The organism is Shewanella sp. 10N.286.51.B8 (assembly GCF_041469325.1).
Taxonomy (GTDB): Bacteria; Pseudomonadota; Gammaproteobacteria; order Enterobacterales; family Shewanellaceae; genus Shewanella.
Genome location: NZ_JBFRKG010000019.1, coordinates 1 through 15383, shown reverse-complemented (window position 1 = coordinate 15383; position 15383 = coordinate 1). Strand labels below are relative to the sequence as shown.

General features: G+C 42.2%; 14 protein-coding genes. 3 read left to right on the top strand and 11 right to left on the bottom strand.

Going from position 1 to position 15383, the window contains the following annotated elements; translation table 11 throughout:
- Positions 1-17: 17 nt before the first annotated feature.
- The 4 genes from yajC to AB4160_RS08845 all read right to left on the bottom strand — a co-directional run bounded on the left by yajC (position 18) and on the right by AB4160_RS08845 (position 3073).
- Entirely contained in the window at positions 18-350 is a 333-nt protein-coding gene (gene yajC, locus AB4160_RS08860) for a preprotein translocase subunit YajC (RefSeq protein WP_076542918.1), read from the bottom strand.
- A 37-nt stretch (positions 351-387) separates the two neighbouring features.
- Positions 388-1506: a tRNA guanosine(34) transglycosylase Tgt gene (gene tgt / locus AB4160_RS08855; RefSeq protein WP_102439661.1), complete on the bottom strand. Its 1119-nt coding sequence runs from the start codon at positions 1504-1506 to the stop codon at positions 388-390.
- Positions 1507-1651: 145 nt separating this feature from the next.
- A complete protein-coding gene (gene queA / locus AB4160_RS08850; RefSeq protein ID WP_102476181.1) occupies positions 1652-2692 on the bottom strand; it encodes a tRNA preQ1(34) S-adenosylmethionine ribosyltransferase-isomerase QueA in 1041 nt (346 codons plus the stop codon).
- A 183-nt stretch (positions 2693-2875) separates the two neighbouring features.
- Positions 2876-3073, bottom strand: a complete 198-nt coding sequence (locus tag AB4160_RS08845; RefSeq protein ID WP_102476182.1) for a hypothetical protein — start codon at positions 3071-3073, stop codon at positions 2876-2878.
- Positions 3074-3257: 184 nt separating this feature from the next.
- On the opposite strand from AB4160_RS08845, the gene AB4160_RS08840 reads away from it, so the two are divergent.
- On the top strand, positions 3258-3854 hold the full coding sequence (locus AB4160_RS08840) for an ACP phosphodiesterase (protein ID WP_102439664.1): 597 nt from the start codon (positions 3258-3260) through the stop codon (positions 3852-3854).
- 124 nt (positions 3855-3978) lie between these two features.
- Positions 3979-4635: an RluA family pseudouridine synthase gene (locus tag AB4160_RS08835; protein ID WP_102439665.1), complete on the top strand. Its 657-nt coding sequence runs from the start codon at positions 3979-3981 to the stop codon at positions 4633-4635.
- A 107-nt stretch (positions 4636-4742) separates the two neighbouring features.
- Here the strand turns inward: AB4160_RS08835 and sstT are convergent, their stop codons facing one another.
- From sstT to AB4160_RS08800, 7 genes are all read right to left on the bottom strand, one after another.
- On the bottom strand, positions 4743-5966 hold the full coding sequence (gene sstT, locus AB4160_RS08830) for a serine/threonine transporter SstT (RefSeq protein ID WP_372004254.1): 1224 nt from the start codon (positions 5964-5966) through the stop codon (positions 4743-4745).
- 249 nt (positions 5967-6215) lie between these two features.
- Positions 6216-7094 carry a chemotaxis protein CheV gene (locus AB4160_RS08825; RefSeq protein ID WP_372004252.1) on the bottom strand — a complete coding sequence of 293 codons (879 nt, stop codon included), beginning with the start codon at positions 7092-7094 and terminating at the stop codon, positions 6216-6218.
- 113 nt (positions 7095-7207) lie between these two features.
- Complete coding sequence (locus tag AB4160_RS08820; protein WP_372004250.1) at positions 7208-8869, bottom strand: phospholipase D family protein; 1662 nt, start codon at positions 8867-8869, stop codon at positions 7208-7210.
- A gap of 136 nt (positions 8870-9005) precedes the next feature.
- Positions 9006-9476, bottom strand: coding sequence for a dual specificity protein phosphatase family protein (locus AB4160_RS08815; protein WP_372004248.1), 471 nt, complete (start codon positions 9474-9476; stop codon positions 9006-9008).
- Between the two features lie 60 nt (positions 9477-9536).
- Positions 9537-10799 carry a DEAD/DEAH box helicase gene (locus AB4160_RS08810; RefSeq protein ID WP_372004299.1) on the bottom strand — a complete coding sequence of 421 codons (1263 nt, stop codon included), beginning with the start codon at positions 10797-10799 and terminating at the stop codon, positions 9537-9539.
- A 227-nt stretch (positions 10800-11026) separates the two neighbouring features.
- Positions 11027-11542 (bottom strand): methylated-DNA--[protein]-cysteine S-methyltransferase, encoded by a 516-nt coding sequence (locus tag AB4160_RS08805; protein ID WP_102439671.1) that lies wholly within the window; start codon positions 11540-11542, stop codon positions 11027-11029.
- Positions 11532-13091: an Ada metal-binding domain-containing protein gene (locus AB4160_RS08800; RefSeq protein ID WP_102439672.1), complete on the bottom strand. Its 1560-nt coding sequence runs from the start codon at positions 13089-13091 to the stop codon at positions 11532-11534. Before AB4160_RS08800 ends, AB4160_RS08805 begins: the two co-directional genes overlap by 11 nt.
- 234 nt (positions 13092-13325) lie before the next feature.
- On the opposite strand from AB4160_RS08800, the gene AB4160_RS08795 reads away from it, so the two are divergent.
- Entirely contained in the window at positions 13326-15155 is a 1830-nt protein-coding gene (locus tag AB4160_RS08795; protein WP_102439673.1) for an ABC transporter ATP-binding protein, read from the top strand.
- The last annotated feature ends 228 nt before the right edge of the window (positions 15156-15383 follow it).

Below are 15383 nucleotides of genomic sequence, written 5' to 3'. Positions count from 1 at the left end.
ACCTGAGCCCTCTTGGCTTACAACGACTGGATAGAGCCTTTTGGCAATACCGCTGCAATATAGTCCTTTTTAATGGTGATCTGACTGGTTTCATTAATGCTTAATAAAACATAATCACTATCATCGCTGATTTTAGCAATCTTGCCTAAAATGCCACCGCTTGTAAGCACTTCATCACCTTTACTTAATGCAGACATTAAGTTTTTGTGCTCTTTTACACGCTTAGACTGCGGACGGAAGATCATGAAGTAGAAGATCAAGCCAAAAATAACTAGCATGAAAATCAGTTCCATGGTGCCGCCACCTTGAGGAGCGCCTGCTGCGTTTGCGTATGCATTTGAAATTAACATATTACTCTCTTCTTATTTTCTAAAAAAAATCAGTCAACTATAGTTCTGGTACTTCACGACCCAGTTTGGTGTAAAACTCTGTCACGAAGGCGTCTAATGTACCTGTCTGAATTGCGCCACGCAAACCTTCCATCAACATTTGATAGTAACGTAGGTTGTGAATGGTGTTTAAACGCGCACCTAAGATCTCATTGCAGCGATCTAAGTGATATAAATACGCGCGGGTGTAGTTTTTACAGGTATAACAATCACAATTTTCATCAAGGGTAGAAGTATCATCGCGATGACGAGCATTACGAATTTTAATCACGCCTTCAGAAGTAAATAAGTGACCATTACGTGCGTTACGGGTTGGCATAACACAATCAAACATATCCACACCACGACGGACGCCTTCAACTAAATCTTCTGGCTTACCAACGCCCATTAAGTAGCGAGGCTTATCTTCAGGGATCTGAGGACAAACATGCTCTAAAATACGGTGCATATCTTCTTTGGGCTCTCCAACAGCTAAACCACCTACGGCGTAGCCATCAAATCCGATTTCAGTTAAGCCCTTAATACTTTCATCACGCAAATCTTCGTACACACCGCCTTGGATAATACCGAATAACGAGTTCGGATTTTCTAAACGGTTAAATTCGTCACGTGAACGCTGTGCCCAACGTAATGACATTTGCATCGACTTACGCGCTTCATCATGTGTTGCAGGATATGGCGTACATTCGTCAAAAATCATCACCACATCGCTGCCTAATGAGTCTTGAATTTGCATCGACTTTTCAGGGTCTAAGAAAATCTTCTCACCATTGATAGGCGAACGGAAATGCACCCCTTCTTCAGTGATTTTACGAATATCACCCAAGCTAAATACCTGGAACCCGCCAGAGTCAGTCAAAATTGGACGCTGCCAATTCATAAAATCATGAAGATCGCCATGCTTACGCATGATTTCTTCACCTGGGCGAAGCCATAAATGGAAGGTGTTACCTAACAGAATATCAGCGCCTGTGGCTCTAACTTCTTCAGGCGTCATCCCTTTCACAGTACCGTAAGTACCTACTGGCATAAATGCTGGAGTTTCAACGGTGCCGCGCTCAAAAATCAGACGACCACGACGTGCGCGACCATCAGTTGTATCTAATTCAAATTTCATAAATCACCTTGCCAGATAAACAGTCTGACTCGCTGTTGTTTCATTAAGACATGAGGGCAAATGTTGCAACTTCAAGTGAGGCTACAAAATAAACCCAAAAAAATACCCACCTCTGTGGGCGGGTATTTTAGATCAAAATCAATCGTTACGGGGCTTTTTTCGTTAAAAACATGGCATCGCCATAGCTAAAAAAGCGGTATTTGTGCTCAATCGCATGCTGATAAGCCTTCATCACATTTTCATAACCCGAAAATGCGCTGATTAACATAATCAAGGTTGACTCTGGTAAATGAAAATTAGTCACCATGGCATCAATAACTTTGAACTGATATCCTGGATAAATAAAAATATCGGTATCGCCTTTAAATTCCGTCAACGGGTCATCACCACAGGCTTTCGCAGCGCTTTCTAATGAACGCACTGATGTAGTGCCTACAGCAACAACGCGTTTGCCCGCCGCTTTAGTTTGAGCAATTAAGTCGACAACCTCTTGGCTAACTTCAGCCCACTCAGAATGCATCACATGTTCATCGATGGTATCCACTCGCACTGGCTGAAAAGTACCCGCGCCTACATGCAAGGTTACAAAAGCGATATTAACGCCTTTGTTTTTTAGCGCCTCAAGCATGGCATCATCAAAGTGCAAACCTGCTGTAGGTGCTGCCACAGCGCCGGGGGTTTGGTTATAAACCGTTTGATAGCGCTCTTTATCAGCATCCTCATCGGGACGATCGATATACGGCGGCAAAGGCATATGACCAACTTCTTCAAGTACTTCTAAAATGGTTTTATCATCTTCAAGGGCTAACTCAAATAAAGCGTCATGACGGGCTAGCATTTTCATTTTGTAGCCACCGTCAACAATAATCATAGAGTCAACTTTAGGAGACTTAGAGCAACGAACATGGGCAAGAATACGCTTATCATCAAGCATTCTCTCCACCAACATTTCCAATTTACCACCGCTTGCTTTTTGACCAAACAAACGTGCTGGAATAACACGGGTATTATTAAATACCATCAAGTCACCGCTATTCACTTTCGACAGGACATCGGTAAATTGCTTATCGGCCAACTCACCTGAATTGCCATCTAAGGTCAATAAACGCGAAGCATTTCGCTCAGCCATTGGATATCGAGCAATAAGCTCATCTGGTAATTCAAAAGAAAAGTCTGCTACGCGCATTTTCGATACTCTTTTATAGACAATAAAAACCGCGCTAGTCTAGGACTAGTAACTGCTAATATCAAGCAAAGGGTATGAAATAGTGATCGATTAATGCACGCCAGCGGCTAATGGCTAACGCCAACATTAAAATCAGTTGGGGATCTGGCTTAAGCGCGGCGTTTAAAAAACCACGAAATAGGGTTATTTTGAATTCGCTGATTGTACATTTGCTAAGTTATCATCAACTTCAGATACTGATGAAAACAAATTTTTATCGGCAGAATTACATAAACTGTCAGGTTTAAAAGAATGGCTTTCAATCTTGAGGTCTATGTCAACTTTTTTACGTTTTTTAGCAGACTGCTGCCTTAATACTGATTTTATCCAGTTTTTCATCATCCATGATCCCTACAGCCCAAATTTCAACAGGCATAAAATATCTTCCATAAGTACAAATTGTAAATAATAGCCATGACTTTTAAAGAGAAATCTATATGATGAATCTTACAGTCAGTTGTTACTATATTTCCAATTTTGTTGTTTAGTATCATACTGTAAATTTTCAAAAATAAAAGTACAAAATATGAACTTTCTAGCGCACCTACATTTAGCTGATATTAGCGACAGCCACTTAGCAGCCAATCTTGCTGGAGACTTTGCCAAGGGCGATATAAAACACTTCCCAAAGCATTTGCAACAAGGTTTATGGCTACATCGACAAATCGATCAAATTACTGACAGCCATGAATTAATCACCGATTTAATCAAATTATTTCCAAAAAGTTCACGCCGTGTGGCGCCAATTTTAATTGATTTAGTGTTTGATCATTACCTTGCTTTCTACTGGGATGAGTATCATCAGCAATCGTTATCTGAGTTTACTCAAAAGGCATACCATAGCCTGCAACATACCGCCGAACTGCCGGAAAAGCTGCAATTGATCATCCCAAAAGTCATCGAACAAGATTGGTTAATGAGCTACCAAACAAGAGCTGGGCTAAACAAAGCAATTGAAGGTGTGAGTCAACGTATTTCAAAACCTGAGCTTTTTAAGACGGCCATCAGCGACGTTGACAAGTTATATGTTGAAATTGAGATTGCTTTTCGTACTTTCTATCCACAGTTAATGGCCTATAGCCGTATCTATAGCCGTAAGACACCTGAACAATACCTGCCATAACTGATTTGCCGCAATCAAATAGCCGATTAATTGAGGCTATTTTACTTTAGCGGTTGATATCCATTACTGCAGCGCCGTTTATTTGCTAAAATAGTCACCTATTTTTGTAAACCGATGCGACTAAATGCAAATTTTTGACTACCAACCACCTAGTATTCCATGGCTTGATATCCGTTATAAAGACCGAGATATCATTGTTATTAATAAACCTGCCGGCTTATTAGCAAATCCTGGCAAAGCTGCCAATACCCATGATTGTGCTATTACTCGTTTACAAAAACTCTACCCTGAAGCCATTTTGGTACATCGCTTAGACTGCGACACCTCTGGCATCATGGTATTTGCCCGCAATAAAAAAGCCGAGTCTCATCTTAAAACTCAGTTTCAAGATAGAAAAACCAAGAAAGTTTATATCGCTGAAGTAGATGGTGTTATGGGCGCTGACAGTGGCACGATTGATTTATCGTTAGCTGGCGACAAAGAAAACCCACCATTTCAAGTGGTATCAGATCAAGGTAAATCAGCGATTACTCACTATGAAGTCATCGAGCGTTTTGCAAATCATACCTTGGTTAAGTTGATGCCAGAAACAGGCCGTACTCATCAGTTACGTGTTCATATGCTAGCACTTAACCATGTGATACTTGGTGATAACTTTTACGGTGATGACATTACAGCTAAAGCCAAAAAGCGCCTTAGCTTGCATGCGCAAATGCTGACAATTATTCACCCGTACACTCAAAAGCAACGCACTTTTTTTAGCAAACACCCTTTTTGCTAAAAACAATTTAACTGGCGCTAAAATAAGTATGCAGATACAAAAAAACCGACAAGTTGTCGGTTTTTTATTATCTCACATTAGAGGTTGAAGCTTTTTAAGCTTAACCCTTAACCGTTTGCTTTATTCTCAGCCGCTTCACAAGCTGCAGCGGTGAATACCACATCCGTTGAGCTATTTAGCGCAGTTTCCGCAGAATCTTGAATAACGCCAATAATAAAGCCTACAGCAACAACTTGCATCGCCACATCATTAGAGATCCCAAACAAGCTACACGCAAGCGGAATAAGCAGTAATGAGCCACCAGCAACGCCTGAAGCGCCACATGCCGATACTGCAGCAACCACACTTAATAACACTGCTGTTAAGAAGTCAACTTGAATACCTAAGGTATGAGCAGCTGCAAGAGTCAGTACGGTAATAGTAATTGCCGCGCCGCCCATATTAATGGTTGCGCCTAATGGGATTGACACTGAGTAAGTATCTTTATGCAGCTTTAACTCTTCACATAAAGCCATATTCACTGGAATGTTGGCAGCACTTGAACGGGTGAAAAACGCCGTTACGCCACTTTCACGTAAACACTTAAACACTAATGGATAAGGGTTACGTTTGATTTTTACGTAAACCATAATCGGGTTAACCACTAAAGCAATAAAGGCCATAGCGCCTACCAATACTGCAAGTAATTGCGCATAGCCTGCTAATGCATCAAAGCCTGTTGCCGCAATGGTGCCCGACACTAAGCCAAAGATACCAATAGGCGCAAAGCGGATCACAAAGCGTACGATTGTGGTTACGCCATCGCTTAAGTCTGAAATAACTTTTTTTGTCGACTCATTGGCGTGGTGTAAAGCAATACCTAAACCAATACTCCAGGCTAAAATACCAATATAGTTACCGGTAAGCAGTGCATTCACTGGATTATCAACAATTTTAAATAACAAGGTATTTAACACTTCTGCGATACCTTGAGGAGGATTAGTCCCCTCAACGCCGCCAACAAGTACTAATGTTGTCGGAAAGGCAAAACTAAACAGTACTGCAGTTAACGCGGCAGCAAATGTGCCCGCTAAATACAAACCAATAATAGGACGCATATTGGTATGGGCATTTTTCTTTTGATTTGCAATTGATGATGCCACCAGTACAAACACTAAGATCGGTGCGACTGCTTTTAATGCTCCAACAAATAAATCACCAAGGAAGGAAACCTGCCCTGCTGCTGAAGTTGAAAATGTGGCGAGAAGAACACCCAGTACAATACCGGCGAGAATTTGTAACACTAAACTGCCATTAGCTAATCGCGCTAACAGTGATGGATTTTGATTCATTGCTTGACCTATATTTTTATATTTATGGCTTTTATTAAGCTCTAATATTTGTGACTTTTTAAAAATCGAATAACGGGATTTTAATAAGCTCTGATAGGTATATATCGGATGGGATGGCTAAAGTCTAGTGTCGCTGCAAAATGATGCACTAATATTACCGTACATTCCCAAACAAACCACATTTAGCCAACATGTGATGAAATTTAGCGCGTTTCATTATTGGCAAATTATTGTATTAGATGAAAATTGTTATTTTGCCCCTCGGAGAATAGCATCAATTAATTCATGGGCATCAAATTTTGTTAACGCTTCATCGGCGCCAACTTGTGTAGCCTGGCTGACACTAATTTCACTGGATAAAGAGGTATGTAAAATAATATAGGCATTGGCAAGTTGCGGGTTATTTTTGACTTCAAATGCAAGCTCATAACCATCAAGCCCTGGCATTTCAATATCACTCACTAACAAATCTATAGGTTTTTGGTTATCTGCAGCCCGCTGCATGATCTGTAATGCATCATGGCCATCTGCGGTGACAGAATAAGGGATATTGATAGAATCGAGTGCATCTGAAAGTTGCTTTCGGGCGACTTTAGAATCATCCACTAATAAGATATTCAGTGGCTTTAATTTCTCTCGTTGAATATCTGTCAAAATAGCTCTATTAGCGGCGGGATCATAGGGGAATAATTTTGCCATTAATAACTCGACATCCAACAATTGCACTAATTTGCCATCAAGGCGAGCAACCCCAGTAAGAAAAACCTGATGACCTAAGTTCGCTGCCGGCGCCTCAATATCTCGCCAGTTACACTCAATTATTTTGTCAATTCCTCTAACCAAAAAGCCTATCACCATTCGCTGGCAATCAGTGATGATAATATTGCATTTATCATAGTCGCTTGGATCTATCGGCTTAAAACCAATCGATGCAGCCATATCAATCACCGCAATGGTTTTACTGCGTATGGTTGCTGCACCTAATATTGACGGATGGGATTTCGGAATAACCGACAAACGCGTGTACGGGACAATTTCGCGAACTTTTAAGGTGCCCAAAGCAAACTGCTGAGTATGGGAAAGGTGAAACAGCAACAATCCTTGTGACTGGCTTGCTTTACTTTTCATAATATTGCCGATTAAAACTGATTATTTAAAGTTAACCACAGCCTTTTCGTCATATCAAATTCAAATCTGAATTTCGGGGGTTAAGTCGCTAATTTGCTTTATCAATTAGAAAACTACAGCTGGGACTCTATTGGCAACAATGCTAAAAAATCAGCTAAAAACTTACGCCAAAAGCCAGCACCGGGCTCTGCATAAATAATTTTATGATGCTGATGGTCAAGCCACACCAGCTCGCCATTTTTTAACACCACTTCATAAGCTTTATCATTTGCTGACAGCGCAAGCCCTGCAAGGATCTCTTTAGCCAGCATCTCATTATCAATAATTAAGCCCATTTCGGTGTTGATCAGTGCTGAGCGGGGATCAAAATTAAACGAACCAACAAAGAGTGTTTGCTCATCAATAATAAAGGTTTTGGCATGTAAACTCGTGCGACTGCTACCTTTCCAACTGGTTTTTTTAGATTCTTGGCCCTTGGCATTGCCTTTTACTTCATAAATCTTAACCCCGCCTTCAATGAGTTTTTGGCGGTACTGCTGATACCCTGCATGAACCGCTAATACATCCGTTGCAGCTAAACTGTTAGTCACTATGGTGACCTCTTTACCCCGTTTTACTTCATTGATTAATGCATGGGTTGCCGCATCGCCTGGGACAAAGTAAGGCGAGACAATCAGTAATTGATGCTGCGCTTGCTCAAAAAAATAACTTAAGTCATCTAATAAAATGCTGTCATTAGGGTTTCTTTCAAGTTTATTTGGCGGATCATACACCACTTGGGCTTCGCCCCAATACCACTGTAACCCTTGATTTTGCAGGCGATCTAATAAGGTATTTTTTTCTAAACGAGTAACATATTCATCGGTCATTAAGCTCTTCTCAAGAATGCTTGCTCTGGCATCCAGTTTCGCTAGCGCGTTATCTTGCTCAGGATTTGTATTATTGCCTTGATATGGCTCAGCGGCCTTTACCAATTGCTCAATGCTATTAACTTGGGCCGAGTTCCAATAAGTATCAAATTGGGTTGATACCTTATCAACAGCGTCGCCAATGGCCAGTAAATCAAAATCACCAAAATCGACATTCTCATCTGCTGAAAAGTATTCAGCGCCAATATTTCTCCCCCCAACCACTGTCACTAAATTATCAATGGTCAGTGATTTGTTATGCATACGATGATTGAGGCGGCTAAAGTTCCATAAAAATGCCAGTCCACGATACTGACGTTCATAGGATGGATTAAACAAACGCACTGAAATATTAGGGTGAGTTGCAATGGCCATTAAGCCATCGTCGCCATTTGCTGTGGTTAAATCATCCAGCAACACCCTAACTCGCACCCCGCGCTGAGCGGCTTTATAGAGAAATAAACTGAGGATTTTCCCGGTTTCATCATTGCGATAAATGTAGTATTGCAAGTCGATGCTTTCAGTGGCTGCTTCAATCATGGCTAAACGAGCAATAAAAGCATCAATGCCATCACTAAGGGGGTTAACTCCCGTTAAACTTGCCTCATTGGTGGCTGTCGTTTGCGGTTTATTAGCCTTGGCTATTAATGAGTTTTCAGGATGCAGATGCTGGACTTGGTCAATTTGTAAGTGGTGACTTCGAGAATGCTGAATTTTAGCGTTAATATATTGCGCTAAAGATGACTCAGTGGCAGGAGCCAATTTATATTGCAGAGGAAGCGGCGCGAACTCAACGCGATTAGCACATCCAATAAGCGTTAAGCACAATAAACAACAAACGAATATGACATAATTGTTTTTGGGCATTGATTGCTTCCTTTCGATTTAGCTAACACTTTACTGGAGCTCTATTGTCACGCAGTCGTTTACGCAATAGTTCAAGCCGTATTGCAAATACGGCCGCTGTCATAGCCCATCACATTGTGAACAGTATAACTATGATTTAATCTTGCAGCGCATACAAGACATCAAACACGAATTGATCCCAACCTTCTGAACTAAAAGCAATATCCCTTACGCACCTTACTTGGCTCACGGCGTGAACCGGCGCTGCGCCATTATCCATTAAGTAATACGCCATCATGATGCCCGTGCGGTCTTTACCGGAGCGGCAATGGATAAGTACCGCAATATTTTGCGCTTCACACTCTCTGATAAAGGCCAACGCTGTTGGCATTTGCGCAACGCAAATAGCCTCATCCCCCTCTTGCGGCGGAATATTATTTGAAAAAGGAGTGCAGCAATATTTTAGCCCTAACGCTTCTATGGCGGCAGCTGCGACCTCGTCACCATCATTGACCGATAAAATAGCGCCAATACCTGCCGCTTTTAATTCCGCTAAATCCCAAGGGTGTTTATTAGGGCCACTGCGACCTGCAATGACCCCCTCTACTAACCAAAATAACTGCTTCATAAAAACGTTAATACTCTTGTTAACTATGAAATGGGGCGTTCTCTCGGGACTAAGGCTGAATTAGTCTTGTTCAGGTTTTTTAATATGAGCCCAAAAATCGACATTGACTTCGGCTTTCTTTTTACGCTTTTTCTTACCTGTGCCTTCAGGTTTTGCCATTGGCTTATCAAGCTCTAACAAGTCATCAGGCATTTGCTCATCGGCTTCAAAGCCAGCAACTTGCTCACGCTCTAAACGCAGGGCATTTTTTTTCTCAATCACTTTAAAATGATGGTAATCCGCATGGGCTAATAATGATATCGCTAAACCAACTTCACCGGCACGACCACTTCTGCCAATACGATGCATGTAATCAGCAGGACTTCTTGGTAAATCGAAATTGATAACCACTGGGAGCTTATCAATGTCTAAACCACGTGCGGCGATATCGGTGGCAATTAACACCTCAATCTCACCTGACTTAAATCCATCTAGCACACGATTACGGGCGCCTTGGGCTTTGTCGCCATGGAAAACTTCAGCGCTAATACCCCGTTTTGATAGTTTTTCAGCCAAGTGCTTACAGCTATTTTTAGCATTAACGAAAATCAATGCTTGGCGCCATTTATGCTCTTTGATCAAATGGGCTAATAATGCGGTTTTACTTTCACGGTTTACGGTAAATGCCCGTTGCACTAAGGTGCTTTCTTCGGCGCTTTGCAACTGAATGTCTACTGGCTCAACCAGTAAACTCGCCGTAAGGGTGCGAACTTCCTCTGGGAAAGTTGCTGAAAACAACAGTTTTTGCTTTTTCTCAGGCATTAATTTTAATATTGAAGCCAGCTCGTCAGTAAAACCAAGGCTTAACATACGATCGGCTTCATCAAGCACTAAGGTTTTTACCTTATCAAGCTTAATGGCGTTACTTGAGATTAAATCTAATAATCGCCCAGGAGTTGCCACAAGTACATCTGCGCCGCCGCGAAGGGCCAGCATTTGAGTATTCACTGACACGCCGCCAAACACGGCAACGGTTTTAATGGCGCCATTAAAATGCACCGCATAGGATTTAACGCTATCGGCGACTTGCTTTGCAAGCTCGCGAGTCGGCACTAAAATCAACGCTGAAACAAAGTTACCTTTATTTTTTGACGCCCCAGCAGACTGACTTAACAGCTGCAAAATCGGTAAAGCGAATGCTGCGGTTTTACCAGAGCCAGTATTAGCACCAGCCAGTAAATCTTTACCCGCTAATACGTGAGGAATGGCCTGCGCTTGGATCGGCGTTGGAGTGAGGTACTCAAGTTCAGTTAACCGCGCTAATAATGGCGAGATTAAGCCCATTTCGGTGAAACTAACGGTATTAGTTTCAGATTGCGTCGCTAAAAGGGTGTCAGCATTTAGGCTCGTTTGGGTATCATCTTTGCGATCAGTAGCAGAGGTCATTAATTTCAAGTGCTCAAAATAAGGTATAGCCAGCTATTTTAGCGTATTTATGCCGCTTAAGTTAGCGAAATAGATCAAGCAATGATGAATTACTGCTCATAGATGATGAAACAAGCCGCATTCGATTAATCAGCTGATTCTAATGACAACAAAGCTTGTTTCATTTTAAGGCCATAGGCATAACCGGTTAAGGTACCATTTTTACCAATCACTCGATGACACGGCACGATTATCGCTATGGGATTAGCACCATTGGCAGCGCCCACCGCCCTAACTGCTTTAGGTCGATTAATTTTATTGGCGATATCGCCATAACTGCATACCTGCCCAAACGGCAGCTCTCGCAGCGCTTGCCAAACCTCATGCTGAAACACAGTACCAGTGGCTGCAAGCGTGACGTCAAATTCACTGCGCTTACCGGCAAAATATTCATTAAGTTCTGTGATGGCTTGCTGCACATGTTTTTGAGCTTGCTCAATTGAGTCAGCACTTGCATCGATAATATCGCCACTATCGACAGCGTCAGCCTCACTGACCACTTGCAAATGGGTAAGGCCTAATTCTGAGGCTCGCAGCTTCAAGTAACCCACAGGGCTTAGCTCAATTTGCAGGTAAATCGGCGGTTGATTATTAACTTTCATTACTATTCCATAATTGAAAAGTGACATAGCTGCCCCATGGGCTGACATCCTTGGCAATCTTGTCGCAAAATTGTCGATAGGCTTTACCGGTAAGCGCTTCTGTCTGCCCATCAACCTTCCCATGCTGGCAGCGCAGAACTTTCAAGCGGTTTTTTATCACTAAATCGCCACTTAAAAAGATATCCGGATCGCCTTGACCGCGCATTTTGGCATAGGCAATAGTCCATGGGCCAATACCTTTAACGCTGAGCCAATCATCAGGGCTTGCGTCTGGGTGCTCAGCGACAAACTGACCTAACAAATTAAGCGCGGCTTTGCGTGATGCTGGCATGTTAAATTCAGTTAAACTTGCCGCTGCTATCGCTTGCGGGGTTGGAAATAAGATAAGCTCACGATCTGAAATTACGAGCTTTTTACCATAACTCCTCACCAAGATATTCAGTAGCTTACTTGCCTGTACCACACTCACTTGCTGACCTAATACTGCCCGGCATCCGGCTTCAAACACCGAGGCTGTGGCAGGGATCCGTAAACCCTCTGTAGGGGTTAACCCCATGTCGACAAGTGACTTAAATGATTGATGGATAACCGCCATATCCGCATCTAAATCCAATAACTTACGCACAAACAGCACCACATGATGTAAATAGTCTAAGTCGTCAGCACGTTCAAATTTCACCGTAAGTGACAATTGGTGTTTATCTTTTAGCGGTAATACATCAATGGTGCCGCTAACCTGCCGATGATTAACATTTAAACAAAAACTGCGGCCATAAGCCTTTGATGCCTCATCAAGCCACTCCATGTTTTCAACGCTTCTTAACTGGTAAAACGACCACTGTTTCGACCAATTAAACGGCGGGCGGTAATCTAATAACAGGCTAATACCGTCAGCTTTGGTAGCAACATTTGCCTTGGCGCTATCACGCCTTAATTGGGATGGGGTCAATTGCAACTGCTCCTTAAAAACTTCATTAAAGCGTCTGATACTATTAAAACCTGCAGCTAATGCCACGTCCGTTATTGGCAAGCTGGTTTGATGTAACAGCTGTTTAGCAAACATCAGTTGTCGATAAATAGCATATTTTTTTGGCGAGGTGCCTAGCTGCTTATTAAAGAGTTGGCTTAAATAGCGGCTACTAATACCCAGCCGTTGTGATAATGATGCAAGTGTTTGACCCTGTTCGCCACTTAAACAACCGCCATCAATCAGGGCTATCGCTCGCTGCAAACTGGTTTGAGTGCCCTTCCATGCATTGGATTGTGGCGCACTATCAGGGCGGCAACGTAAACAAGGCCTAAGCCCCGCCTGAGCAGCTTTAATCGCAGAGTCAAAGTAACGCACGTTTTGCTCTTTAGGTGCCGTCGCAGGGCAAATTGAGCGGCAATAAATCCCTGTGGTTAAAACCCCAGTAAAAAAATGCCCATCAAAACGCGCATCACGGCTTAGCCTTGCTTGACGGCAAACATTAGCAGCTAAACTGCACGCCTGACTGCTGGCTATAGGTGCTAAAGACTTCTCGCTGTTTAGCACTGCTTTAGGAGACATGTTATCGTTACCCGTTTATGTAAGCTGGTTAATAGCAGCTTGAAGATTATTAGCGTCACTTTAGCGAATAATGACGCTAGTCACTAGCGGAAAACGGAACTCAACCACTGACCCCATTTAATGCTAGCCTACAAGTATCGAAACAATCTAACTAACACTTAGCTAACAAGTCAGCACCAAGTTAAGGTATCCTCTGTATATATTGCTGTTCCCGTTTCAAATATTGAGAAATAGATGTTTAAATTCTTTGAATCCCTTACCAACCCATTACCTTCAGAAGAACCCAGCCAAGCCCCAAAAGGCGTTTATGCCTTTTGCCGTCATTACACCCGCGGTTTTGAAAAACACTTAATCATCATGTCAATTTTGACAGCGACTTTGGCGATTTTAGAAGTGTCATTATTTGGCTTTATGGGCAAATTAGTTGACTGGTTAGTCACTAAAAACCCACAGACCTTAATGCAAGATGAAGGTAGCACCTTAATATTGATGTCTGTGGTAGTACTGGTGATTATTCCGTTATTAGTGGCTTTGCATGCGGCTATCGTGCATCAAACCTTGCTGGGTAATTACCCTATGGCCATCAGGTGGCAAGCACATCGATACTTACTAAAACAAAGCGTTTCATTTTATCAGGATGACTTTGCCGGCCGCATTGCCACTAAAGTAATGCAAACCTCATTAGCAGTGCGTGAAACCGTCATGAAACTGTTAGATGTATTGATGTATATCATCATCTATTTCACTTCAATGCTGGTGATGATCGCCAGTGCTGACGTGCGCTTAATGCTGCCAATGCTGGTGTGGCTATTTGCGTATATTGCTATTCAGTGGAAGTTAGTGCCAAAGCTAAAAGCCATTTCAGCCAAGCAAGCAGATGCCCGCTCGACCATGACTGGCAGGATCGTTGATAGTTATACCAATATTTCCACCGTGAAGCTGTTTTCTCATACCAAGCAAGAGGCTGAATACGCCCAAGACAGCATGATGGGCTTTCTTAAAACCGTCTACGGCCAAATGCGCCTTGTGACCATCATTAACGTTTTAGTGCAGATCATAAATTACCTTTTAGCATTTACCATTGCGGCGGTTTCAATTTGGCTTTGGGCAGATAATGCGATTACTGTGGGTGCGATTGCTATTGCTGTTAGCTTAGCACTGCGTTTAAACGGCATGTCTCAATGGATCATGTGGGAAATAAGCTCACTGTTTGAAAATATCGGTACTGTCACTGATGGGATGAATACCTTATCAAAACCCATTGAAATTGAAGATAAACCTGGCGCTAAAGATATTGTTGTTAGCAAAGGTAAAATTGACTTTAACGATGTTAGTTTTCATTACGGCGAAAAATCAGGGGTGATTAGCAATCTGAATTTAAACATTAAAGCCGGTGAAAAGGTCGGTTTAGTAGGTCGTTCTGGCGCTGGTAAATCAACGCTCGTTAACTTGCTAATGCGCTTTCACGATGTTGAAAAAGGTCAAGTGAGTATTGACGATCAACCGATTACCGATGTTACTCAAGATTCGCTGCGGGCTAAAATCGGCATGGTAACTCAAGATACCTCACTACTGCATCGCTCAATTCGAGAAAACATCCTCTATGGCGATCCTAATGCTTCGGAGCAACAGCTTCAAGCAGCCATTGCGCAGGCTCAAGCAGCCGAGTTTATTGATGATTTATCAGATCCCTTTGGTAATACAGGCTTAGATGCACAAGTGGGTGAACGTGGGGTAAAACTCTCTGGCGGTCAACGCCAACGTATTGCAATTGCCCGAGTATTATTGAAAAATGCCCCGATTTTACTACTAGATGAAGCCACTTCAGCATTAGATTCCGAAGTTGAGGCGGCAATTCAGGAAAGTTTATATGAATTAATGGAAGGTAAAACCGTGATTGCCATTGCTCACCGACTATCAACCATCGCGGCTATGGACAGACTAATTGTCATTGATAAAGGCCAGATCGTTGAGCAAGGAACTCACCAAGAGTTGATCAAGTCTGAGGGTATTTATGCCCAACTTTGGTCCCATCAAACTGGCGGCTTTTTAGGCGTTGATTAACATTCCACAATAAATAACACACTTTTATGACGCTCACTTTTGACTTCTATCGAAACTGGGCGTTTTTTATGTCATTAAGCGGCAAGAGTTACTTTATCTGCAGCGGTTAAGCTAAGAAAACACAAGAAATATTAAATAAATTTATAACTGATGAATGAGTGTTCATTGAGAGTAAAATATTATGACTTGAAGAGGATAAATCGAAGAAAATGGTGGTCGATACTGGGC

Coding starts and splice junctions, on each gene's coding strand:
- yajC (WP_076542918.1), bottom strand. CDS start 350: ATGTTAATTTCAAATGCATACGCAAACGCAGCAGGCGCTCCTCAAGGT.
- tgt (WP_102439661.1), bottom strand. CDS start 1,506: ATGAAATTTGAATTAGATACAACTGATGGTCGCGCACGTCGTGGTCGT.
- queA (WP_102476181.1), bottom strand. CDS start 2,692: ATGCGCGTAGCAGACTTTTCTTTTGAATTACCAGATGAGCTTATTGCT.
- AB4160_RS08845 (WP_102476182.1), bottom strand. CDS start 3,073: ATGATGAAAAACTGGATAAAATCAGTATTAAGGCAGCAGTCTGCTAAA.
- AB4160_RS08840 (WP_102439664.1), top strand. CDS start 3,258: ATGAACTTTCTAGCGCACCTACATTTAGCTGATATTAGCGACAGCCAC.
- AB4160_RS08835 (WP_102439665.1), top strand. CDS start 3,979: ATGCAAATTTTTGACTACCAACCACCTAGTATTCCATGGCTTGATATC.
- sstT (WP_372004254.1), bottom strand. CDS start 5,966: ATGAATCAAAATCCATCACTGTTAGCGCGATTAGCTAATGGCAGTTTA.
- AB4160_RS08825 (WP_372004252.1), bottom strand. CDS start 7,094: ATGAAAAGTAAAGCAAGCCAGTCACAAGGATTGTTGCTGTTTCACCTT.
- AB4160_RS08820 (WP_372004250.1), bottom strand. CDS start 8,869: ATGCCCAAAAACAATTATGTCATATTCGTTTGTTGTTTATTGTGCTTA.
- AB4160_RS08815 (WP_372004248.1), bottom strand. CDS start 9,476: ATGAAGCAGTTATTTTGGTTAGTAGAGGGGGTCATTGCAGGTCGCAGT.
- AB4160_RS08810 (WP_372004299.1), bottom strand. CDS start 10,799: ATGGGCTTAATCTCGCCATTATTAGCGCGGTTAACTGAACTTGAGTAC.
- AB4160_RS08805 (WP_102439671.1), bottom strand. CDS start 11,542: ATGAAAGTTAATAATCAACCGCCGATTTACCTGCAAATTGAGCTAAGC.
- AB4160_RS08800 (WP_102439672.1), bottom strand. CDS start 13,091: ATGTCTCCTAAAGCAGTGCTAAACAGCGAGAAGTCTTTAGCACCTATA.
- AB4160_RS08795 (WP_102439673.1), top strand. CDS start 13,326: ATGTTTAAATTCTTTGAATCCCTTACCAACCCATTACCTTCAGAAGAA.